The sequence below is a fragment of the Rickettsia endosymbiont of Urophora cardui genome (assembly GCF_964030725.1).
In the GTDB taxonomy this organism is placed as follows: domain Bacteria; phylum Pseudomonadota; class Alphaproteobacteria; order Rickettsiales; family Rickettsiaceae; genus Rickettsia.
In genome coordinates this window covers 38577-60376 of record NZ_CAXIPY010000001.1, presented here as the reverse complement: position 1 = coordinate 60376, position 21800 = coordinate 38577, and the positions used below count along the sequence as shown (strand labels likewise).

Below are 21800 nucleotides of genomic sequence, written 5' to 3'. Positions count from 1 at the left end.
GGTGATAATCTGGTAAGATGTCCTGAATTAAAAAATAATCCAGATTATATGAGATCTCGGAAGAAAGCCCCTTTTAGTAAATCACGCAAGTATTCTAAATATAAAATAACGAATTGGTCAGAATATAATAATTTTTTACGCAATAGGGGTCGCATAGATTTTATGATTGCCAGTGATTTGGCGATTGGCTGGTATGCTGATTACAGAGAGGAAATGAAACGAGGAAGACCTAGACGCTATAGTGATCACGCTATATTACAGTGTTTGAAGATCAGATGCTTATTCGGTCTTAAGTTACGCCAAACCCAAGGCTTTATAAACTGGCTCTTTGAAATATCGGGTTTATCTATTAGATGTCCAGACTATACAACATTAAGTAAGCGTATGAAGTCATTAGATCTTAGGTATTTACATGGAAATCAAGATAAAGAATTTAGTTGTATTTCAATGGATAGTACAGGGATACAAGCCTACACAGGGAACGAATGGCTAGAAAATAAGCATGGTAAGCAATATAAGCGTCGCATATGGAAAAAGCTACATATCGTTATAGAAGATCAAGGTATGATACTTGCCGATAGTACCACAGAGCATACTATAGATGATAGATCACAGATTGGACTACTAATAGCTAATGTCAGAGCCAAGGATTTTCTGGGAGATCGAGGGTATGACGGTGAATCTACATATCAATTGTTGAGAAAGAAGAAGATAAAACCAGTTATTAGACCCCCAAACTCTTCAGTAAAAGTTCAATCGCTTAGGGATAAAACTGAGAGAGATGCAGCTGTTATAGCTAACACGGAAATGTTTCTACCACAGATTAGGAAAAACTTAGGCATTGATCAATAATTTTACGTAAACAGTTTTTAAAGTTAGTCCAGCAATGTTTAATAGGATTGAGATCTGGTGAATATGTGAGTAAATACAAAAACTATGGTAAAAACCTTTCCGCGTTAGCTATATATATCAACAAAACAAAGGATACCAAGCATGGAGGGTAAAGAATAATTATGGTAGAAGGGAGCGTGTAGAGAACACGTTCTTTCGATTTAAAACTTCTTTTGGTAGTAAGTTTCTATCAAGACATGATCAAAATATGACAAAAGAAATGTCTATTAAATGCCACTTATTAAACAAAATGTTTGAAATTGGTAAACCTATCTCTGTGCCTGTTGGCTAGGCTAGCATTGCGGGGTTAGGGGCAGTATATTCAAAAGCTTATTTATGCAACAAAGCCAAACTGCTTTGTTTCTTTTTCAATTTTATCCATTGCGTTTAGTTGATTTTGGTATCCACACAAAGTGATACATTATTCTAAAAACATGATGACTATTACGCCTCAATTCCATTCTACTAAATTATAATATGCCAACGCTTATATTATAACGCTATCCATCTAGGGAGCAAGCTCCCTAGATTTTCGCTATGCGGTTAAATAAAGCATTGTCATCCCGTGGCTTGTCCACGGGATGACATCAATGACGCTTCAATAATCAATTAACAACTTGCCATTGTCCATCAGGTTGACGGCAGGCACTGCCATAAGCTTTTTGTTGTTTTCCACCTACTACAACTGTTTGGGTATATTCACGGCAATATTGACCGGTATTGTTTTTATAAGCTTTGCTTGGTGTTACAGTACCATAATTACCATTATCAGGATTACGCCATTGTACACTGCTACCACTTGGTGCAGCTTCTAAAGCTCTTTGGGAGGTAAGCTCTGCAAGTTTTCTATCTTGTTCATCCATACCTGCACCAATTTGGTTACCAAGGATTGCACCAAGTAATGCACCTGCTCCTACTGCAGCAAGTCGTCCTGTACCACCACCAAATTGAGAACCTAGTAATGCACCGGCTGTTCCGCCAATTAGCGTACCACTACCTTGCTTATTCATGCCGCCCGGACCTTGGCATGCTTGCAACATTGAAGCCGCAAGTAATATAACTATAATTTTAGATATTATTTTCATATGATTTCTCATTATTATAAGTACCATATATAACTAATTATACGGTTTTTGGAATTTTGTAAAGTATAAACCTAATTCTAATTGAATTTTATATTTTCTTTGTTAAACTACTAAAAGGAATTAGAAATATTATTTATGGACATTAATAGTCGGAATTTATTAATAAAATCGGCATCTTACTTATCAGTTACTACAGCATTAATTATTCTAAGCGTAAAAATATATGCTTGGTTTGTGACTGATTCGCAATCAATACTTGCTTCTTTGATTGACTCAATGCTTGACATAACTTCTTCTTTTATAAATTTAATAGCTTTAAGATTTGCATTGCAACCACCAGATTATCATCACAGATTTGGGCATGAAAAAATGCAGGATTTAACACTTTTCTCTCAATCAATATTTTTCTTTGCATCAGCTTTTTTTGTCGGTTTTTCCTCTATCAAATCCTTGTTTGAAAAAACTAAACCAGAAAATATTAGCGATGGTACGATGATAATGTACATATGTATATTTTTAACAATTATCTTAGTGCTTTATCAAACCTATGTAATAAAAAAAACTAAATCAGATATAATTAAAGCTGATAAGCTACATTATTTTACCGATTTACTTACTAATGTTATAGTAATTATCTCTTTAAATTTAAGTGATCGTTTTTGGTTTGTTGATCCTTTATTTGGGGTGGTTATTGCATTATATATATTTCATACTTCTTATTCCCTATTCAAAAAAGCTTTTAAAAATTTAGTTGATCACGAATTACCAGAACAAGACAGACAAAAAATTATTGCAATAATTAACAAGCATCGTGGCGTGAAAGGTATACATGAAATGAAAACTAGATATGCCGCCCAAAAAGCTTTTATACAATGCCACTTAGAAATGGATGGCAATATGTCGCTTTATAATGCTCATGAAATTAGCGATGAAATTGCCTTTGATATATTACAAGAATTCCCTGACTCTGAAATAATAATCCACCAAGATCCTTATGGGGTGGAAGAGCATGTCAATTATCGTGAATATATTGTTAGATGAATTTTGATAATTTTTTCATGCGAGAAGCCTTAAAACAAGCAGAAATTGCTTTTAGTAAAAACGAAGTGCCGGTTGGAGCAGTTATTGTTGATAGAGAAAATCAGAAAATTATATCTAAAAGTTATAACAACACAGAAGAAAAAAATAATGCTCTTTATCATGCTGAAATTATTGCAATTAATGAAGCATGCAGAATTATATCTTCCAAAAATTTAAGCGATTATGATATTTACGTTACTCTAGAACCTTGTGCTATGTGTGCGGCAGCTATCGCTCATAATAGATTAAAACGTTTATTTTATGGTGCTTCTGATTCAAAACATGGAGCAGTTGAGAGCAGTTTGAGATATTTTAACAGCAAAGCCTGCTTTCATAGACCAGAGATATATAGCGGAATTTTTGCTGAAGATTCTGCCTTATTAATGAAAGAATTTTTTAAAAAGATAAGAGACTAAGAAAACAACGTGCTACATGCGTTCAAATCAGTTTACCATTACTATATTAGTCAAAAGGTTTTACTATAACCATAATAACCGCAACAATCATGCAAATGGCAGGAATTTCATTTACTATGCGGTAAAATTTTTCTGAATGAACATTCTTGCCAATGGCAAAATCTTTTCGCCATCTTGCAAGTAAGCCATGAAATATTACTAAAATTAATACTGCAAACATCTTAACATGAAACCAAGTATCAAGGGCAGCAAATCCATAAATATAAGCATTTATTAAACCAAATATAAAGGTGCTAATCATTGCGGGATTCATGATGAATCTAAGGAGCTTTAACTCCATTATTTGGAAAGTTTTATCTGTTTCATTACCTACTTTGACCTTAGTATGATAAACATATATCCGTGGTAAATATAACAATCCAGCCATCCAGCATATCGCAGAAATTAGATGAATTGATTTAAACCATAGGTAGTAATTTGCCATTTTCTATCCTTGTTTTTATAATTTTTTATTTACTGGATTCCCGCGTAGGCGGGAATGAGGTAAAGCACAAACATTTACTAAATTTATCAGGACATATTCTTTCACTATTACTACTAGCTACTAAAAAATCACCCTCTTTTTTATTAATAAATTTTAATAAAATACTTGTCAAACTTTTAATAAAAATTTTATTTGTACTAAGCGTTGGGGTTCTATTATATTTTATTTTATACTTATCTGCAATTAATTTATATTCAATATCGAGCTCAACTAGTGTTTCTACGTGTTCAGAAACGAAAGCTATAGGCACAATTATTATATTTTTATTTTGCTTCCCTGCTATTTCTATTTCATCTTCTGTATTTGGCTTTAACCATTCTACAGGTCCTACTCTACTTTGATAAGTTACTTTATAATCTAGATCTTTTATATTTAACTCTTTAACTACTGCTTTTACTGTTTCTTCTACTTGAAAACTATATGGATCTCCTGCATCTATTATTTTTTGAGGCAAACCATGAGCTGAAAATAATACTCTAGAGTTTTTATCAAATATTTTTTCTTTTATTAAAGCAGTATGAGCTTTTATAAAATTTTCTTCTACTGGATAACAACAAACAACTTTAACCGGAATATTAAAATCAAAGTTACTTAAAAAATTCTTTACCGATGAACCTGTAGTTGTTGTTGAGAATTGTGGATATAAGGGTAATAATATCACCTCTGTAGGATTATATTCTTTTATTTGCTTTATGGTTTCTTCTATTTGCGGCGAAGCATAACGCATATTTATAAAAATATTAAAATCTTCATTGTTAGCTTGTTTTAAATTTTCTGCCAATGCTAATTTTTGTTTTTCTGTTTCTTCAAGTAAAGGCGATTTACCCCCTATTAGAGAATATATTTTTTGAGATTTCTTTTCTCTCGTTGTAGATATTAATTTAGCAATAATATAGCGTAATGGGTTAGGTAGATTAATAATAGCTTTATCATAAAACAAATTAAATAAGAATGGCTTCACTGATTTAAGACTATCTGGACCTCCTAAATTAAAAAGCACTATTGCTATTTTTTTTTTATTTATATTCATATTCCCTAATGCATTCTACTAAAAATTCTACATTTTCTGGCGGTGTTTCCGGTAAAATACCATGTCCTAAATTAAAAATAAAATTCTTATTTTCCATTATTGATAAAATTTTATGGATTTTTTCTTTTATTATTTTTTTATTAGTAAGCAATATTACCGGATCTAAATTACCCTGCACTGTTACTTTATTACTCCACAATTTCATTTTCTCAAGCGGTATTAATGGGTCAATAGCTAAAACATCCATTGGTACTTCTTCTAAAAATTTTTCATATAAAAGCCCTGCACCTTTAGGAAAAGTAATAATAGGAATATCAGGAAAAGCTCCCTTTATACTCTTTATTATTTTCTTCGTTGGTTCTATTACAAATTTTTTAAATTCTTCTTCTGGTAAAATACCAGCCCATGAATCAAAGATTTTTATTATATTTGCACCTGATTTTATTTGATTTATAAGATGATAAATTGTTTTTTCTGTAATAAAATTAATTAATTCTTTTGCTAATTCTTCATTTTCATAAATAAATTTTTTGCTAACTCTAAAGTCTTGTTTACCTTTTCCTTCTAACATGTAAGTCATTACTGTCCAAGGACTACCTGCGAAACCTATTAGAGAAGTAGATTCAGGTAATTCTTTCCTTACTTTTTTTACTATTTCATATACTTTTTCTAATTTATCATTTGAATTATCTTGTAAATATTTAAAATCTTCTTTTAATTTAAATTGCTTTAGTACCGGTCCAATATTTTCTTTAAAATCTACTTCCCAACCAAGAGCATGAGGCAATACTAATATATCAGAAAAAATTATCGCTGCATCAAAGCCAAAACGTTTTATCGGTTGGAGTGTTACTTCTGTTGCCTTATCTACATCATAACAAAATTCTAAAAAATTTTTCACTTCTTTTCTTACTGTCATATATTCAGGCAAATATCTACCAGCTTGTCGCATTAGCCAAATTGGAGGTTTGTTATCTAATCTTTCAATAGGACTGGAAATTAATGTCATGTTATTACTAATAAATAAGTATAATATATTCTTTATTTGTTGTATATGTAAGTAGAATTATGTAGATTAAATGTTTTCTACATAGTTATCAACAAAATATATATAAAAAATATTCCTATAAAATAAGTAATTTTAATAATTATTCACATAAATTTGAGTTAAGTTTTTATAAGTGGATAACTAAGTGTAATAGCTCTTTATTACTTAGAAAAGGTGATATTTTCAAAGAAAAATGTTACTTATTCACAATTTTATCCACAAACTGTTTGTTTAAAGTGAACAATACAAGATTTACTTGATTTAATAAGGATTTTGGATATTTTTAAAAAATTTTTAATAAGAAAAATAATAAGTTATCAAAACTTTTATCCACATTAGTATGTGTAAAATATGACAAACAGGAGTTTCGCACTTAGCAAAAAGTATGTTAATCTAGAGAAAAATAGTTTTAGATAAAAATGACAAGAACAAAATGTAGCAAGGACTTATATAAATCATTTTTACAAGCAAGTAGTGTCAGATATACTAGCAAGGCATTATCTGAAGTGAGTCCAGTAGATCTATCTCACGATAGTGCAAGTCGATGGTTAAAGAGTAAGGATTTTCGTCCTAGCGAAATCTATAAGGAAGTGTCAAAATATATAGATTGGGAAGCACCGTGTTTATTAGTGGGGGATGACACCTTATTATCAAAGCAATACAGTCAGAAGATTGAGCTTGTACGTTATCAATATTCTGGAGCTGTACATGATGTTATACCTGGTATAGGAATGGTAAACTTACTACATTACAATACTAAAATTGCTCAATCTACTCCCGTAGATTATAGAATATATGATAAAGACACTGATGGTAAAACAAAGAATGAGCATTTTTGTGATATGCTTACTTTAGCTAAAGCAAGAGGTCTCAATCCTGATGCCATAGTCATGGATGCTTGGTATAGCGGGTTGGAGAATTTAAAACATATACGTAATTTAGGCTGGCTATGGGTTACCACCCTAAGGAAAAATAGAAAAGTTAATCATAATGTTAGCTTGGAAAGTTTAGAGATACCCGATGAGGGGCTAAAAATTCACCTACGTGGATACGGTTGGGTTACGGTATTTAAGTTTGTGGCAAAGAATGGTCGCATTGATTACATAACAACGAACTTGGAAAATCCCACACGTGAGCAAATAGAGAAAATTGTTAAGGCACGTTGGTCTATAGAGGTTTATCATCGAGAATTAAAACAAACTTGTGGTATTGAACGCTGTCAGGCACGCACGGGCCGAGCTCAAAGAAATCATATTTGCCTTGCAGTATTTGCCTGGCTTGATATGGATAAAAGGAGGATAAATGAAAACATTACTTTATATCAACAAACTTGGGAAGTTATAAAAACATCAATTCAAAACAATATCAGATGGCTTTTAACTGATTCGCAACTTTGCTAAGTGCGAAACTCCTGACAAAGCTGATTATTCACCTAGTTTCAGACTCTTCTGTTCAAACTGCAAAGAGTGCAGCTCATTCTGCTCTTGCTCAATTTACTTCTTTAAAACCAAAATTATATCATTGGCCAATGATTAGAAATTCAGAATTATTAAAAGAAGTATTGAGTAAGATAGAGTCAAAGCATGGTATTGTATTATATACAATTGCGGATCAAGAACTAAGGAAGACTCTGACAAAATTTTGTTATGAATTAAAAATTCCTTGTATTTCGGTAATAGGTAAAATTATCAAAGAAATGTCAGTTTTTTCAGGAATTGAGATAGAAAAAGAGCAAAATTATAATTATAAATTCGATAAAACTTATTTTGATACTCTTAATGCTATTGATTATGCTATAAGACATGATGATGGACAGCTGCTTAATGAGTTACAGTTTGCGGATATTGTGTTAATAGGTCCATCTAGAACTTCTAAGACCCCTACTTCTGTATTTTTAGCATATAATGGGCTAAAGACGGCAAATATTCCTTATGTTTATAATTGCCCGTTCCCTGATTTTATAGAAAAAGATATAGATCAATTGGTAGTAGGGCTTGTAATTAATCCAAATAGATTAATAGAAATAAGAGAAACTAGGCTGAATTTGCTACAAATTAATGAAAATAGAAATTATACAGATTTTAATATAGTACAAAAAGAATGTTTAGAAGTTAAAAAAATTTGTGAACTAAGAAACTGGCCAGTAATAGATGTATCAACAAAATCAATAGAAGAAACAGCTGCTTTAATAATGCGGATATATTATAATAAAAAAATAAGTACAATAAATAAAAAATAAAAATTTTCATTATTTACAAGTATAATTTGGTAATTTATAATTTTACTTATAAAAAATATAGAGGATATATGGCAAGCAATGTAACAGATAAATCTTTTGAAGAGGAAGTACTAAAATCAGATTTACCTGTATTAGTAGATTTTTGGGCTGAGTGGTGCGGTCCGTGCAGAATGTTAACCCCAATAATAGAGGAAGTAAGTAAAGAGCTAGAGAACAAAGTAAAAGTACTTAAAATGAATATAGTAGATGATTCCGAAACACCTAGCAAACTTGGAATAAAAAGTATACCAACTTTGATTTTATTTAAAGATGGTGAACAATTAGATATAAAAGTAGGAATAAAGCAAAATAATCCAAAACAAGAAATTTTAGATTGGATAGAAAATAATATAAAATATTGATTTTATGTCTTTTAATCATTCTAAAGTATTTATAGAGATAAAAAACGCTTACGTTGAGGGTATAGATACCCACAAAAGAGCACAAGGATTAAAGCATTTCTTTCTTAATAGAGGAACTTCTTTTTCTCCAAATATACCAATATTGAATAATATTAATTTCTCTTGCTATGAGGGAGAAAAAGTAGCCTTTATTGGTAGTAATGGTTCGGGAAAAAGTTCTCTTTTAAAAATGATTGCAGGAATTTATCCGCCAATAAAAGGAACAATAAGGGTTTGTGGTGATATTGCACCTATAATAGATATGAGTGCTGGGTTTGAGCAAGAACAAACAGGGCGTGATAACATCAAAATGTTGATGTTATATAATAATATGCTAGATAAATATAACAAAGAAGTAGAGCAGGAAATTATAGAATTTTCGGAATTAGGTAGCAAAATTGATTTACCTATAAAAAATTATAGTTCAGGAATGTTATCTCGAATTGCTTTTTCCATATCAATATTTCAACATCCACAAATACTATTACTTGATGAAATTTTTGCTGCAGGAGATAGTTATTTTATAAAAAAATCTTTAAATTTAATGAAAAATAAATTTAAAAATACACCTATTTCAATAATAGTAAGTCATCAAGAAGAACTTGTAAAAGATAATTGTAATAGATGTATTTTATTACGTGATGGTAGTATTGTTGCTGATGGTAAACCTTCAGAAATATTTAAAATTTACAATAGAGAAAAACATAAATGATAAAGTATTTTTTATCTAAAAAATATTGGGAAGCGGTAATATTATTAGTTAGAGCTTCTATAATTAAGCAAAACAAAGATTCGTTTTTAGGCTCTTTATGGAGTTTGATTCAACCATTTGTTAATATATTGGTAATTTCGTATTTTTTTGGCTTTTTATTGAATCAGCCAAGAGAGTTTTTGATAATGAATTTAGTTGGAGGAATTCCTTTATGGACTTTTCTAGTAACTAGCTTAACAACTTCTTCAAATTCTTTAGTAGCACGTGACCAAATAATAAAAAAAGTTAGAATTTCTAAGACTTTTTTCCCAGTTGCAGATAGTTTAGCACAGCTATACAATCTATTTTGCTCATTTTTGGCAATGTATGTTGCTTTTATTTTATTGTTTCCAGAAAAATTTTCATGGCAAATAATATTTATGCCAATATTAATTTTACCACTAATAATTTGTACAATTAGTGGATCTATTGCTATGGCTTTTCTAACGCCTTATATCCGCGATATTCCACAAATATTAAATGTTGTTTTAGGAGTCATTTATTGGAGTATACCTATAGTTTATCCATATTCATTAATCCCTGAAGCTCAAAGAGACTTATTTGAACTTAACCTATTCTTTATAATTATAAGACCTGCACAATCATTAGTAATTAATGGGACATTACCGGACCTAATATCAATAGGTAAATCTGTGTTAGTAGCATTTATAACTGTTTGTATAAGTTACTTAGTATATAAACGCTTTTCAAAAAGAGTTATTTATTACCTATGAAGCTTGGTTTTAATCTAGATTTTAAAAAATTAGATTTAACCGGTCTTAAAAAATTAGATCAAATATTTTTAGATTATCTCTTTAAAGCCAACAAATCTCTTTATGATAATATATTATTATTTAGATCTAATCCTTATTCTATTCTCTCTCAAGATTATTCCGAATTTTTATTAAATATATCTCCTTACTTGGATGATTTTCTAGCAGAATTATTTTGTATTTCAAACGAAGTTACAAGTTTGAGATTACAGCATAAAGATTTTGATATTATTTATGAGTGCAAAAGAAAATTTGTCCAGCGTTATGCCATCAAGAAATATTCACACGAAAAAATAAAAGATATAGATTTTGAGGATATATACTTAAAATTAGTTGATTTAATAGGTAAAAATTTTACTTCTAGAGATTTCGCTAAACAAGTAATTATATGGCAACAAGCAGGAGAGAGTTTTGTAAAAGAATTAGATATAGCCGCACAATATGCTGCTTATAGGGTGTCATCTCGTGGCTTTATTGATGGTGTCATCCCGTGGTCCCGCCACGGGATCCAGAAAAAACAAATAGATTCCGCGATCAAGTCGCGGAATGACATCTTGTTTGATCTCCCTCAAAAGCTAGACAAAGAAAACCTAATAAATGATAAAAAAATATCTAAATATCAAAAAAATGAAAGGTTAGATTTTGATTATACAGATTCTTTTTTAAATCTGGATGAAGCTTTAAACCACTCTCATTATTGTATTTATTGTCATAAACAGGATAAGGATAGTTGTTCTAGGGGAATAAATGTCATTCCTACAGAAGCTTTTTCATACAGCTCAAATCTGTCATCCCGTGGCTTGTCCACGGGATCCAGTAATAAAAAATACAACTGTAAAAAGCTCGATTTCTCTCGCTTTATACTGGATCCCGTGGACAAGCCACGGGATGACACCGAACGCATTTTTCGATCCATGCAACAACTCCAGTCAAGCCACGGGATGACAGGCTGCCCCCTAAAACAAAAAATTTCCGAGATGAATTATGTTAAAGCTCAAGGCTTTAATTTAAGTGCTCTTGCGATTATTGTTATAGATAACCCAATGGTTGCGGTTACCGGTCACAGGATTTGTAATGATTGCTCAAAAGCCTGTATTTATCAAAAGCAAGATCCGGTAAATATACCGCTAATAGAGTCAAATATTTTAGAAGAAACGCTTAAGTTACCTTATGGTCTAGAGATATATCTACTTTTAACTCGTTGGAATCCGCTTAATATTTATAACCCGCTACCAAAAGAATCTACTAACTATAATATTCTGGTTACAGGGCTTGGTCCGGCAGGTTTCAGTCTTAGTTATTATTTATTACGATCTGGTCATAATGTCACGGCTATTGATGGCTTGAAAATTACACCTTTGTCTTTTGATATTCACAAGCCTATAAAATTCTGGCATGAATATAAAAATAAATTGTCCGAAAGAGTGCCGAAAGGATTTGGTGGGGTAGCGGAGTATGGTATTACTGTTCGCTGGGATAAAAACAGCCTTGATATATTACGGCTAATACTCGAGAGAAATAGCCAGTTTAAATATTATGATGGGGTGGCTTTAGATTTTAATGTAACGAAAGAGCAAGCCTTTGATTTAGGTTTTGATCATATAGCTTTCTGCATTGGAGCTGGTAAGCCAAAAATTTTGGATATAGAGAATTTTGATGTTAAAGGTGTTAAAACAGCTTCAGACTTTTTAATGACTTTGCAAAGTGGTGGAGCATTTTTAGAAAACTCTAATACTAATATGCTTATTAGGATGCCGATTGCGGTAATTGGTGGTGGTCTTACCTCTCTAGATGCAGCAACAGAAAGCTTATATTATTATAAAAAGCAGGTAGAGAGTTTTGTTAAAGATTACGAGTTTGCTGTTGCCAAATACGGCAAAGATTATACGAAAAAAGATTGGACTGAAGAAGATAAGGAAATAGCCGAGGAATTTATTGCTCATGCAAAATTATTTGAGAAAGCTAAGAATAATGAAGAGCTAAAAGAGGTTTTTAAGAAACTTGGCGGAGCTACTATTTATTATCGTGGGAAGCTGCAAGATTCGCCGGCATATAAATTAAATCATGAGGAGTTAATATATGCATTAGCATTAGGAGTTAATTTTGAAGAAAATATGCAGCCTTTGAGAATTAATACTGATAAATATGCTCATGTGGAGTCCGTGGAGTTTGGGAATAAAGAACGTCATTGCGAGGAAATGCGTAGCATTGACGCGGCAATCTCTTTAAGTCAAACTCCTAAGATTGCCACGCAGCCAAAGGCTGCTCGCAATGACGTCAAAGCCAAAACCGTGATCATGGCAATTGGTATAGAAAACAATACCGAATTTGATGAAGATAAATATAGCTACTTTGGAGACTGCAACCCTAAATATTCAGGTAGTGTAGTTAAGGCACTTGCTAACAGCAAAGATGGCTATGAGGCTATTAATAAGAAGTTAGCAAATAGTAACCCAAATTTTAAAGGTGATTATAAAAACTTTGTAAAACAGCTAGATGATTTGTTAATTAGCAAGGTTCACAAAATAAATATCTTAGGCGATAAAATTTTTGAGTTAGTAATTCACTCACCGCTTGCTGCTAAAAACTTTAAACCAGGGCAGTTTTTCCGTTTACAAAATTATTCTAATGATATAACTAAATTAATAGAGCCTATAGCCCTAAGCGTTGCGGATATAAATGTAGAAAGCGGCTTGATTAGTTTTATAATATATGATGTCGGCAAATCAACTAGTTTATGTAAATTATTTTCTGAAGATGAAAAAGTAGTTTTAATGGGACCAAGCGGGATGCCATTAGAGATACCGAAAAATAAAAAAATAGTGATTATTGATTCCGAACCGAACAATGTTTTAATTGAAACTCTAAAAGATAACAATAACGAAGTTATGTTTTTTACTTATTCTGAGATAAAAACACAAAAGCTAACTTCAGTAGATAGAGTAATAATTAATGCATCACCTGAAATAGCAGAAGAGTTAAAAAGCTTAAAAATATTCGGTGAAAGTGCAGAGATAATTGTTAGCGTTAATTCATCTATGCAATGCATGATGAAAGGGATTTGTGGGCAGTGTATACAAAAAGTTGAAGATGAAAGAAAATATATTTTTGCTTGTAGCTGCCAAAATCAAAAAGCAGAAATAGTTGATTTTGAAAGCTTAAAAACCCGCTTGCGTCAGAATTCTTTACAAGAGAAGATGAAGAAATTATAACTTGAATCTTCCTTTGGAAAAATTAAAACTGTTGGATTACGCTTGTGACGACTCCCCAGATATACGTACCATTTTCAATTTTGGTAGGTGGGAAATCTTTATTTTCAGGCATTAAGTAAGCTTCGTCGTTGATAAATTTTAAGCGTTTTACAGTAAATTCATTATTAATAACTGCAATTACTATTTTATTATTGGTAGGGGGGTAGAGATTTATCAACTATCAATAAATCATTTTCTCTAATTATAATGGACTAATGGTATGGACCTCCTGATATAGAGAATGAAAAGCAGTTGCTAATCTTCTAGGGTTAATATTTAACATATTAAAACAACAATTAAGGAGGTCCATATGGAGGTTACTACAATTGGTATAGATATTGCAAAAAGAATTTTTCAAATTCATGGTGTAGATAAAAATGGTAAGACAGTATTAAAGAAAAAATTGATGAGAGATCAGGTTTTGACATTTATGGCTAATTTACCACAATGTTTAGTAGGGATGGAAGCTTGTGGTGGTTCTAGTTATTGGGCAAGAGAAATAACTAAATTAGGGCATGAAGTAAAACTAATGGCACCGCAATTTGTCAAACCATATGTTAAAACTAATAAAAATGATCAAGCAGATGCTGAAGCGATATGTGAAGCCGTGACAAGACCTAATATGAGATTTGTTGCAATTAAAACTATAGAGCAACAAGAAATTTTATCAATACATAGGGTAAGAGAGAGATTGGTAAAAAATCGTACAGCACTTGCTAATGAAATTAGGGGGCTACTACATGAGTTTGGTTTTATTGTTCCTCAAGGCATTAATAAGGTTATCACAAAATTAATTGAGATTTTAGATGCAGGGAAATTAAGCCAGTTAAGTTATCAAACATTTAGTGAACTAAAAGAAGAATTCTTAGATAATAACAGAAAAATAAAAGAGATAGAAAAACGATTAACAATGATAGCAAGTAACCTAACTCAATATCAACGATTAAGAGCTATACCTGGTCTTGGTTTAATTACTGCTACTGCTTTAATAGCATCAATAGGTAATGCTACAAGTTTTGAGAATGGCAGGCAATTATCGGCATGGCTAGGATTAGTGCCAAGACAACATTCAAGTGGTGGGAAGGATAAGCTGCTGGGAATTAGCAAGCGAGGTGATGTATACTTACGCACTTTATTAATTCAAGGGGCTAGAGCTGTACTAAATGCCAAGATAAGATTTACATCGGAAGAACAGAAATCTAAAAAAGATTTTAGCCAATTTACGAAATGGATGTTTAATTTATCTGAGCGAAGTAGCCATAATAAAACGACAGTTGCCATAGCTAATAAGTTGGCAAGAGTGGTGTTTGCTGTACTAAGATCAGGAGATGATTATGTAGAGAGTAAAGTTTGTAGCTAAAGAGTGTGTAGCATAGCACTTATAAGTAAAATAAATGGTGATTTATATAATGAATAGGTAAAAGCAAAACAATATGTAAGAGATTCCAACCCGAAATATGCTTGAGATAATTAATATTGATGGTAAATAAGACAAACCTTAGCTTACAAAAAAACTGCGTTTTTCAGTGGCTCTTTTAGAAGCCGATGGACTGATAAGTATATAGTTTGTAAGCCAGCGAATTCCATCAGGGCTGTAGAATAAATTAGGTTGATTTATCAGCTATAAGCCGGATACATGACTGCATTTGTTTGTTTTTATTATTGATGTTATTTTTTTCTTGCATTCTACAGGAGGTCCATACATGAAAAAATTGGACAAAAAAATGAAGGAGTGTGTTTCCGCAATAAGTTAGAATAAATAGCAATAAACTTAAGAGGAAAGATGAAGAAAAATAAAGTAAAAATTTTCAGTGCTTCAGAAAAAACGGGGATAGTATTAGAATTAATAAAAGAGGAGTCGACACTTGGTCAGTTAGCTTCAAAATATGCAATAAGTGTTAAAACAATTCAAAATTGGAAAAAACAGTTTTTAGGTAATGCGGCATTAGCTTTTGAACCAGCTAAAGTTTTGAGTGAATATCAAGAACAAATAAATCATTTACAAGAGCAAAATGATGAACTTGCTAAAGCTCTTGGTAGAATCACAGTTGAGAGGGACTGGGCCGTGGGAAAGCTCAAAAGATTGGATTTATCAAATAAAAAGAGTCTTGTACACTCCAAGCTAAATCAACTCTCAAAATCAAGACAGTGTGAACTATTAAAGATTAGTCGATCTACAGCCTACTATAAATCCAAGGAGATGAGTATAAATAAATTAAGTATTTTAAATAGAATAGATGAAATATATACAGATAATCCTGAATTTGGTTATCGCTATATTCATCAACAGTTACTAGAAGATGGTTTTATTGTCGGTAAAGATCGAGTACTGAAATATATGAGGATGATGGGTATAGAAGCTATTTACCCACATAAGAAAAAATCTACTTCTCGAAACGATAGTGAGCATAAGATCTATAGCTACTTACTTGATCAATATTGGACTAAATCTGGCTCAACAAAGCAAGTGTATGTGCCTAATGTGAATGAGGTTTGGAGTGGTGACATTACTTACATTAGAACTAATGGTGGCTTTATGTATATGGCAGCTATTATAGATTGGCATAGCAAGGCCACATTGAGCTATAAACTGTCAAATTCTATGGATGCATCTCTTGTAACTGATGTCTTGAAACAAGCTCTCAGTAAGTATAACGCTCCACAGATATTTAATAGTGATCAAGGTAGCCAATATACCAGTTATGACCACATAAATATTCTCAAGGAGCATGATATCCAAATTTCAATGAATGGCAAAGGTAGAAGTATTGATAATATAGTAATAGAAAGGTTTTTTAGAACTTTAAAATATAATTGTATCTTTATTAATGATTTTAACAATGTTAAAGAGTTAAAAGAGGGGATTGATCATTATCTGAATAAATATAATTATCACAGATTTCATTCACTGAAGTTTTGACAAAAAATTTTTATTAAAAAAAGTGGCGAGTGTATCAATCTATAATTTGTATTATATATCAAATAATTTACTTTAAATTGTAGAAATATCGCTTTTAAGCTGATAAAAGCACTAAATATTTAACTTTAAATATAAATTTTCACTTTAGTCAGAAAAATTAGAATTTTTGTCAAAACTTCAGATTCAAGTATTGGTTATAAAAAGCCTATGAACGCCAATTTAGGATAAGAGAAGTTGTTCTGGAGCTAAAGCATCAAGTTTTATACCTGAAGTTTTGACAAAAAGATAACCAAACTTATAAAGTATGATATAAATACGCTCAAATACAAAATGGTTTTTAGTGTGTATGATTATGCAAGAAATGTTGCAAGAAATAAAAAATTTTCCCCTATAATCAAGATGTGGTTTTAGAATTAATACTATCACTAGTAACTAATGATAGCGTTAAAGCAAGATCTGTTGTTGAATTAACAACTAATAAATATTTTCAGCGTAGTTGGTCAAGTGTATACAGAGCTATAGAGAATTTTTACTGTGCTCGTGATGAATCATTAAATATAAGAGATGAGCAACGTTTTAAGACTCGAGAAGATATAGAAAAATACTTAATAAGTAAACTGATTAATGAGGGTAAAAACTTACTGCAAATAGATACTACAGTGAGTAGCAAGAAAGATTCCAAGAAAGCAATTGATCGTACATATATTAGACAGAATGCTAATAACCGACCAGTTGCGGGTTATGAATATAGTGTAGTTTGCATCGGTGCTCAGCCTAAATGGTCTGTACCAATATCTATAAATAGAGTAAAATCAGATGAGAATAAGTATAGCAAAGGTAGCAAACAAATAATGAAAATTGTTAAGCAAATACCACAAAAGGCTCTAAATATAACAGTAGGTGATGCAGGTTATAGCGCTCTATCTTTTATTCACCCGCTGCACAATGAAGCAAATACGGTAACAATAACCCGCCAAAGAATTAATCGCAGTATTTACAAAATATATATAGAGGAGCAAAAAACAAGAGGTCGTAAAAGATCTTATGGAGCTAAGATTTCTTGTAGTAGTTCTGATAATTTACTGATTCCAGATACAGAAGAAACTGTAGTAAAGGCTACAAAAAATGGTGACATATCAATTAGTATTTCACTATTTAAGAATTATCTAATCAAGGGTAAGAAACAGCATATCATGTCTGATAAACCGCTGAATTTTATTCAGGTTAAGGTGTTAGATGCATCAGGAAATAGGAAATATAACAGAGATTTATGGTTATGTGTTTCTGGCCAACAAAAAGATAAAATCAGTGGTAAAGAAGTATATGAATACTATAGACAAAGGTTTGATATTGAGCATTTTTTTAAATTTGGTAAGTCAAAATTATTGATGGATAAATTTCAAACGAATGATCCAAATAAAGATGAGGATTATATGTTATTCGTAATGCTAGCGTACAACATATTGTATCATGCACAATCTTCAGTTAAGGCAAGAAAAGTAAGGGCATGGGATAAAAAAATCAATAGCAATATGTTGTCTCCAAGTGAAGTTTATAGATCTATGCCACAAATTGCCCTTGAAGAAATATTAGAAAAGTCTGTATCCAGAGGGATACCAGATGGCTTTGTTGCATAAATAAAATTTGTAGAGCAAGAGTGGTGATAATCTGGATTATTTTTTAATTCAGGACATCTTACCAGATTATCACCACTCTTGCTCTACAAATTTTATTTATGCAACAAAGCCGCTCAGAATAGCTTATTTCAGGCTTTCTTGTAGGGTTTTTATTAATGGTAGAAATGATTTATTAATCCACTGCTCGCTAATTTTACAAAAATCATCGACAAAACAAAATAATGCAGTAATATCTTTCTTCATGGGGATACTCTTGTTTTTTTGCTAAAAATTATATAGAGTATCTTCTATCCCTTGTAAATACTTACTTCCAAACCTAGATTAATCCAGAATTCAGGTTAATAGAGATTTTTTAAACAAAAGTCCAGTTATACTTATATTTTGCAATTCTAAAAAATGTAGAATAAAATCTAGTCATGCAAACTATTAATAAAACATTAAACATTCCTTCAAAAGGGTATAAAAAAATTTTGAGTCTTCTTAATAAAAAAGGAGAAGCAAGATTAATTGGTGGCTCAGTTCGTGATGCTTTACTTGATAAAGAGAGTTATGATATTGATATAGCGACGAACTTACTACCAAATGAGGTAACAAGCATTCTATCCCAAGCTAAGATAAAAACTATACCAACTGGCTTAAAATTTGGCACAATTATAGCTATTTTAGAAAAGGAACAGTTCCAAATCACCACTCTTCGGAAAGATATTGAATGTAACGGCAGACACGCTAAAGTAGTATTCACAAATGATTTTGCTGAAGATGCTGAAAGAAGAGACTTCACTATTAATGCTTTAAGCTATTGTCCCTTTAAAGGTAAAATATATGATTATTTCAATGGATTTGAAGATTTAAAGCAGCGAAAAGTAGTATTTATAAGAGCTGCTCACCAAAGAATTAAAGAAGATTATTTACGTATTTTACGATTCTTTCGTTTTTCTAGCTATTATGCAAATAGGCTTGATTCAGAAGGATTTAAAGCATGCGATGAACTAAAAAGTGGTTTAATGAGTTTATCACGAGAACGCATAAAAAGTGAGTTTGATAGAATTATAGTTTCAAACAATAGCCCTGAAATTCTAAAGGCAATGTTTGAAATAGGGATTTTAGCATTGATGTTTTCTGTCCAAAATTATGAAATCAAAATTGCAAAGCAAGCCAAAAGCTTTAATCTAGAATTAAGTACTAGATATGCATTATTATTATATTATCAAAAAGATTTAAATTTAAAAAATTTTCTAGATTGGAAATTCTCAAAACATGAAACTATCCAGATATTATCAATATTAGACTTTATTCATAAAAGTATAATCACTGAATTTGATATAAAAAAAATTTGGCTGGAGCATAAAAACTATAAAGAATATTTATTAGCAGCAAGTATATTAGGTAAGATAGATTATTCACAAATAACAGAATTTATAAATATATATGATTCATTAGAACGACCTAAATTCCCAATAAATGGTACTGATTTACTGACTATGAATATAGAGCAAAAAGACATAGGCGAAAAACTAAATTACTTAAAAAAGATTTGGATAGATCAAGATTTTAAGTTAAGTAAGTCGGAGTTATTGGATATGATAACGTCATTCCCGCGTAGGCGGGAATCCAGTCATTAATTAGGAATCAAAACTATGAAATATAAAAATTTATTTTTTCTGGATTCCTGCCTACGCGGGAATGACATCAGATCCATTCCACAACGCTGGACAAGCCACGGAATGACAATAACCCTACTCTACCTACTATTCTTCAGCTTTACTAGCTACGCTAAACCAAAAATAGTTACAAGCATTACCCCAATTGCAAGCATAGCTGCAATGCTGGTTAAAGATAAAGCGGATATAGAGAGTTTAGCCGTAAGTAACGGCTGCCCGCATCATTATAATTTAAAACCAAGTGATCTAGCAAAAGTCAAAAATGCCAACATCGCTATTTATATAGATGAAGAATTTGATGGATTTGCTGACGAGCTAATTAATAATCATGCTAACACCATTATAAAAATTAGTGATACTGAAGATTTAAAAATCATAAAAGATAATTGGCATATTTGGCTTGATCTTGATAATACGAGAATCATATTGCAAAAATTTGCTAAAATATTTAGTGAAAAATTCCCTGACCTACAACAAGATATTAATAATAACCTTGAGCTAGCAATGAAAGAATTACAAGATTTGCAAGAAACTAAAAATAACGAGTTTGCTAATATAAAGGATGTGATTTTATTAAGCGACAGTAGCGAGTATTTTTTTATTGATACAAATATCCGTACGACAAAATTATATAGCGACAGCCAAAAAAGCTTAAGATATTTCAGTAAATTAGACTCTTTAACTAAAGAGTCTAATAATAAATGTCTTGTTTTAAGTACTGAGCAAAATCCAAACTTATATAACAAATTAAATGTTAAAACAGTAATACTAAATAGTGAAAACTGGGATATCAAAAATATTGATTCCGAAAGCTACCGGAATCAATATTTACAGATGATTAACCAGGTTAAGGGATGTTTGTAAATATTAAATGCGGTAAATTCCAGTATTAATCTCTCAGGGTTTAATTCCCCGAAGCTCTGCTTCGTGATATCATAAGAAACAACTAAAACTTTTTTAGATACCTCGTAGCTCTGCTGCGAGGAGCATCATTTAAGCCAGATTTATATTTTCTTCCCATACCTCATTGGGTGTTTTATAACCGAGCACTTTTCTTGGTAAATTATTTAAAAAATCCTCAATTTCTTGTAATTGCTTTATTGTTAATTTTTTTATATCTAAAGATTTAGAGTATACTCTGTGCACCATTGAGTTAATCTTCTCTATCAATGGTTTTTGCCATGGAGAATAAGGATTGCAAAAATATACTTTTCGTTCAGATTTTGGCAATAGTTGTTCATGATTGGTAAATTCTTTGCCATTATCTAACGTTATGCTTTTGATTATATGCGACAATTGTTTAAGTTTTTTATTCATGTTACCAATCACATCTTGTGTTCTTTTTGAACGGTTTAAAGTGAGAAACACTTTTTGTGTTCTGATATCCACAAGAGCGCCTATATTACGACTTTGATTACCTTTGTTAAAAGTTAAATCACCTTCTAAATGACCTATTGCTGCTATCTTTCTATTTATCTCTGGTCTTTCAGTAATGGAAACTCGATTTGGTATTGTAATTCTTTTGTTTCTGATTCTTGTACCATGATGCAACCTATTTTTCCTTTTTCTTGCTAAAGATAAATATAATTTTTGCCTTTGTGCTATAGGAGATGTATAAATAAACTGGTATATACTCTCTGTAGAAATATTGACAGTATCTCGTGATAGTTTACGTCTACCTGAAATTATATCTGGTGAAATACCCTGTGTTAACTGCTTTATTATTTCTGCTCGTAAATTATTATCAATATCTAATTTTCTTTTTCTCTTACCTTGCCTTAAACTGCAAGCAAGTGTGTTAGCCCTATCTGGTCTATAATTATGCCTCATTCTCTTGAGTTCATAACATATAGTGCTTTTATCACGGCCAATCTTTGTCCCTATATATCGCGAGCTATAACCACTCTTATTCATTTCGTATATTTTAAATCTTTCATCTATCGTTAAATGAGCCATGATATATCTATATTTAAATGATGCTCCTCGCAGCAGAGCTACGAGGTATCTAAAAAAGTTTTAGTTGTTTCTTATGAT

Annotated in this window: 19 protein-coding genes and 2 pseudogenes; 14 read left to right on the top strand and 7 right to left on the bottom strand. The window is 31.2% G+C overall.

What is annotated here, in order from left to right:
* Positions 1-48: 48 nt before the first annotated feature.
* On the top strand, positions 49-852 hold the full coding sequence (locus tag AAHI98_RS00310; RefSeq protein WP_342224682.1) for an IS5 family transposase: 804 nt from the start codon (positions 49-51) through the stop codon (positions 850-852).
* A gap of 644 nt (positions 853-1496) precedes the next feature.
* Here AAHI98_RS00310 and AAHI98_RS00305 read toward each other — a convergent pair.
* Positions 1497-1976, bottom strand: a complete 480-nt coding sequence (locus AAHI98_RS00305) for an RT0821/Lpp0805 family surface protein (protein ID WP_342224681.1) — start codon at positions 1974-1976, stop codon at positions 1497-1499.
* 135 nt (positions 1977-2111) lie between these two features.
* Here AAHI98_RS00305 and AAHI98_RS00300 point away from each other — a divergent pair, with 135 nt between their 5' ends.
* Positions 2112-3017: a cation diffusion facilitator family transporter gene (locus AAHI98_RS00300; RefSeq protein WP_342224680.1), complete on the top strand. Its 906-nt coding sequence runs from the start codon at positions 2112-2114 to the stop codon at positions 3015-3017.
* Positions 3014-3472: a nucleoside deaminase gene (locus AAHI98_RS00295; RefSeq protein WP_342224679.1), complete on the top strand. Its 459-nt coding sequence runs from the start codon at positions 3014-3016 to the stop codon at positions 3470-3472. The genes AAHI98_RS00300 and AAHI98_RS00295 overlap by 4 nt, the downstream gene beginning before the upstream one ends.
* A 46-nt stretch (positions 3473-3518) precedes the next feature.
* Here AAHI98_RS00295 and hemJ read toward each other — a convergent pair whose 3' ends face one another.
* The 3 genes from hemJ to hemE are packed head-to-tail and all read right to left on the bottom strand — an operon-like array spanning position 3519 to position 6055.
* Positions 3519-3956 (bottom strand): protoporphyrinogen oxidase HemJ, encoded by a 438-nt coding sequence (gene hemJ / locus AAHI98_RS00290; protein ID WP_342224678.1) that lies wholly within the window; start codon positions 3954-3956, stop codon positions 3519-3521.
* A 25-nt stretch (positions 3957-3981) separates the two neighbouring features.
* A complete protein-coding gene (hemH, locus tag AAHI98_RS00285) occupies positions 3982-5046 on the bottom strand; it encodes a ferrochelatase (RefSeq protein WP_342224677.1) in 1065 nt (354 codons plus the stop codon).
* Positions 5033-6055: a uroporphyrinogen decarboxylase gene (gene hemE, locus AAHI98_RS00280; protein ID WP_342224676.1), complete on the bottom strand. Its 1023-nt coding sequence runs from the start codon at positions 6053-6055 to the stop codon at positions 5033-5035. Before hemE ends, hemH begins: the two co-directional genes overlap by 14 nt.
* 458 nt (positions 6056-6513) lie before the next feature.
* Between hemE and AAHI98_RS00275 the strand changes: the two genes are divergently transcribed.
* The 6 genes and pseudogenes from AAHI98_RS00275 to AAHI98_RS00250 all read left to right on the top strand — a co-directional run bounded on the left by AAHI98_RS00275 (position 6514) and on the right by AAHI98_RS00250 (position 13509).
* Entirely contained in the window at positions 6514-7494 is a 981-nt protein-coding gene (locus AAHI98_RS00275) for an IS701 family transposase (RefSeq protein ID WP_342224675.1), read from the top strand.
* A gap of 11 nt (positions 7495-7505) precedes the next feature.
* Positions 7506-8326, top strand: a pseudogene (locus AAHI98_RS00270) (pyruvate, water dikinase regulatory protein).
* Between the two features lie 75 nt (positions 8327-8401).
* Positions 8402-8734 (top strand): thioredoxin, encoded by a 333-nt coding sequence (gene trxA / locus AAHI98_RS00265; protein WP_342224674.1) that lies wholly within the window; start codon positions 8402-8404, stop codon positions 8732-8734.
* Between the two features lie 4 nt (positions 8735-8738).
* Positions 8739-9485 (top strand): ABC transporter ATP-binding protein, encoded by a 747-nt coding sequence (locus AAHI98_RS00260; RefSeq protein ID WP_342224673.1) that lies wholly within the window; start codon positions 8739-8741, stop codon positions 9483-9485.
* The gene (locus AAHI98_RS00255) at positions 9482-10258 is read left to right on the top strand and encodes an ABC transporter permease (protein WP_342224672.1); all 777 of its coding nucleotides are present in this window, start codon (positions 9482-9484) and stop codon (positions 10256-10258) included. Before AAHI98_RS00260 ends, AAHI98_RS00255 begins: the two co-directional genes overlap by 4 nt.
* On the top strand, positions 10255-13509 hold the full coding sequence (locus AAHI98_RS00250; RefSeq protein WP_342224671.1) for a palindromic element RPE4 domain-containing protein: 3255 nt from the start codon (positions 10255-10257) through the stop codon (positions 13507-13509). The genes AAHI98_RS00255 and AAHI98_RS00250 overlap by 4 nt, the downstream gene beginning before the upstream one ends.
* Before the next feature lie 22 nt (positions 13510-13531).
* Here the strand turns inward: AAHI98_RS00250 and AAHI98_RS00245 are convergent, their stop codons facing one another.
* On the bottom strand, positions 13532-13726 hold the full coding sequence (locus AAHI98_RS00245; RefSeq protein WP_342224670.1) for a LexA family protein: 195 nt from the start codon (positions 13724-13726) through the stop codon (positions 13532-13534).
* A 132-nt stretch (positions 13727-13858) separates the two neighbouring features.
* On the opposite strand from AAHI98_RS00245, the gene AAHI98_RS00240 reads away from it, so the two are divergent.
* From AAHI98_RS00240 to AAHI98_RS00230, 3 genes are all read left to right on the top strand, one after another.
* A complete protein-coding gene (locus AAHI98_RS00240; protein ID WP_342224642.1) occupies positions 13859-14908 on the top strand; it encodes an IS110 family RNA-guided transposase in 1050 nt (349 codons plus the stop codon).
* Between the two features lie 423 nt (positions 14909-15331).
* On the top strand, positions 15332-16468 hold the full coding sequence (locus AAHI98_RS00235) for an IS3 family transposase (RefSeq protein ID WP_342224669.1): 1137 nt from the start codon (positions 15332-15334) through the stop codon (positions 16466-16468).
* 401 nt (positions 16469-16869) lie between these two features.
* Entirely contained in the window at positions 16870-18105 is a 1236-nt protein-coding gene (locus tag AAHI98_RS00230; RefSeq protein WP_342224668.1) for a transposase, read from the top strand.
* Between the two features lie 97 nt (positions 18106-18202).
* On the opposite strand, the pseudogene AAHI98_RS18360 reads toward AAHI98_RS00230, so the two are convergent.
* Positions 18203-18348: pseudogene (locus AAHI98_RS18360) on the bottom strand (IS982 family transposase); the annotation flags it as partial.
* Positions 18349-18521: 173 nt separating this feature from the next.
* Between AAHI98_RS18360 and AAHI98_RS00225 the strand changes: the two are divergent.
* Together AAHI98_RS00225 and AAHI98_RS00220 are read left to right on the top strand one after the other, a co-directional pair.
* Positions 18522-19727, top strand: a complete 1206-nt coding sequence (locus AAHI98_RS00225) for a CCA tRNA nucleotidyltransferase (protein WP_342224667.1) — start codon at positions 18522-18524, stop codon at positions 19725-19727.
* A gap of 102 nt (positions 19728-19829) precedes the next feature.
* The gene (locus AAHI98_RS00220) at positions 19830-20630 is read left to right on the top strand and encodes a metal ABC transporter solute-binding protein, Zn/Mn family (RefSeq protein ID WP_410526180.1); all 801 of its coding nucleotides are present in this window, start codon (positions 19830-19832) and stop codon (positions 20628-20630) included.
* Between the two features lie 129 nt (positions 20631-20759).
* On the opposite strand, the gene AAHI98_RS00215 is transcribed toward AAHI98_RS00220, so the two are convergent.
* Positions 20760-21722 (bottom strand): IS30 family transposase, encoded by a 963-nt coding sequence (locus AAHI98_RS00215; RefSeq protein ID WP_342224646.1) that lies wholly within the window; start codon positions 21720-21722, stop codon positions 20760-20762.
* Positions 21723-21800: the final 78 nt, after the last annotated feature.

Coding starts and splice junctions, on each gene's coding strand:
- AAHI98_RS00310 (WP_342224682.1), top strand. CDS start 49: ATGAGATCTCGGAAGAAAGCCCCTTTTAGTAAATCACGCAAGTATTCT.
- AAHI98_RS00235 (WP_342224669.1), top strand. CDS start 15,332: ATGAAGAAAAATAAAGTAAAAATTTTCAGTGCTTCAGAAAAAACGGGG.
- AAHI98_RS00215 (WP_342224646.1), bottom strand. CDS start 21,722: ATGGCTCATTTAACGATAGATGAAAGATTTAAAATATACGAAATGAAT.
- AAHI98_RS00295 (WP_342224679.1), top strand. CDS start 3,014: ATGAATTTTGATAATTTTTTCATGCGAGAAGCCTTAAAACAAGCAGAA.
- AAHI98_RS00300 (WP_342224680.1), top strand. CDS start 2,112: ATGGACATTAATAGTCGGAATTTATTAATAAAATCGGCATCTTACTTA.
- AAHI98_RS00250 (WP_342224671.1), top strand. CDS start 10,255: ATGAAGCTTGGTTTTAATCTAGATTTTAAAAAATTAGATTTAACCGGT.
- AAHI98_RS00305 (WP_342224681.1), bottom strand. CDS start 1,976: ATGAAAATAATATCTAAAATTATAGTTATATTACTTGCGGCTTCAATG.
- hemE (WP_342224676.1), bottom strand. CDS start 6,055: ATGACATTAATTTCCAGTCCTATTGAAAGATTAGATAACAAACCTCCA.
- AAHI98_RS00260 (WP_342224673.1), top strand. CDS start 8,739: ATGTCTTTTAATCATTCTAAAGTATTTATAGAGATAAAAAACGCTTAC.
- AAHI98_RS00255 (WP_342224672.1), top strand. CDS start 9,482: ATGATAAAGTATTTTTTATCTAAAAAATATTGGGAAGCGGTAATATTA.
- hemH (WP_342224677.1), bottom strand. CDS start 5,046: ATGAATATAAATAAAAAAAAAATAGCAATAGTGCTTTTTAATTTAGGA.
- hemJ (WP_342224678.1), bottom strand. CDS start 3,956: ATGGCAAATTACTACCTATGGTTTAAATCAATTCATCTAATTTCTGCG.
- trxA (WP_342224674.1), top strand. CDS start 8,402: ATGGCAAGCAATGTAACAGATAAATCTTTTGAAGAGGAAGTACTAAAA.
- AAHI98_RS00240 (WP_342224642.1), top strand. CDS start 13,859: ATGGAGGTTACTACAATTGGTATAGATATTGCAAAAAGAATTTTTCAA.
- AAHI98_RS00220 (WP_410526180.1), top strand. CDS start 19,830: ATGACAATAACCCTACTCTACCTACTATTCTTCAGCTTTACTAGCTAC.
- AAHI98_RS00275 (WP_342224675.1), top strand. CDS start 6,514: ATGACAAGAACAAAATGTAGCAAGGACTTATATAAATCATTTTTACAA.
- AAHI98_RS00225 (WP_342224667.1), top strand. CDS start 18,522: ATGCAAACTATTAATAAAACATTAAACATTCCTTCAAAAGGGTATAAA.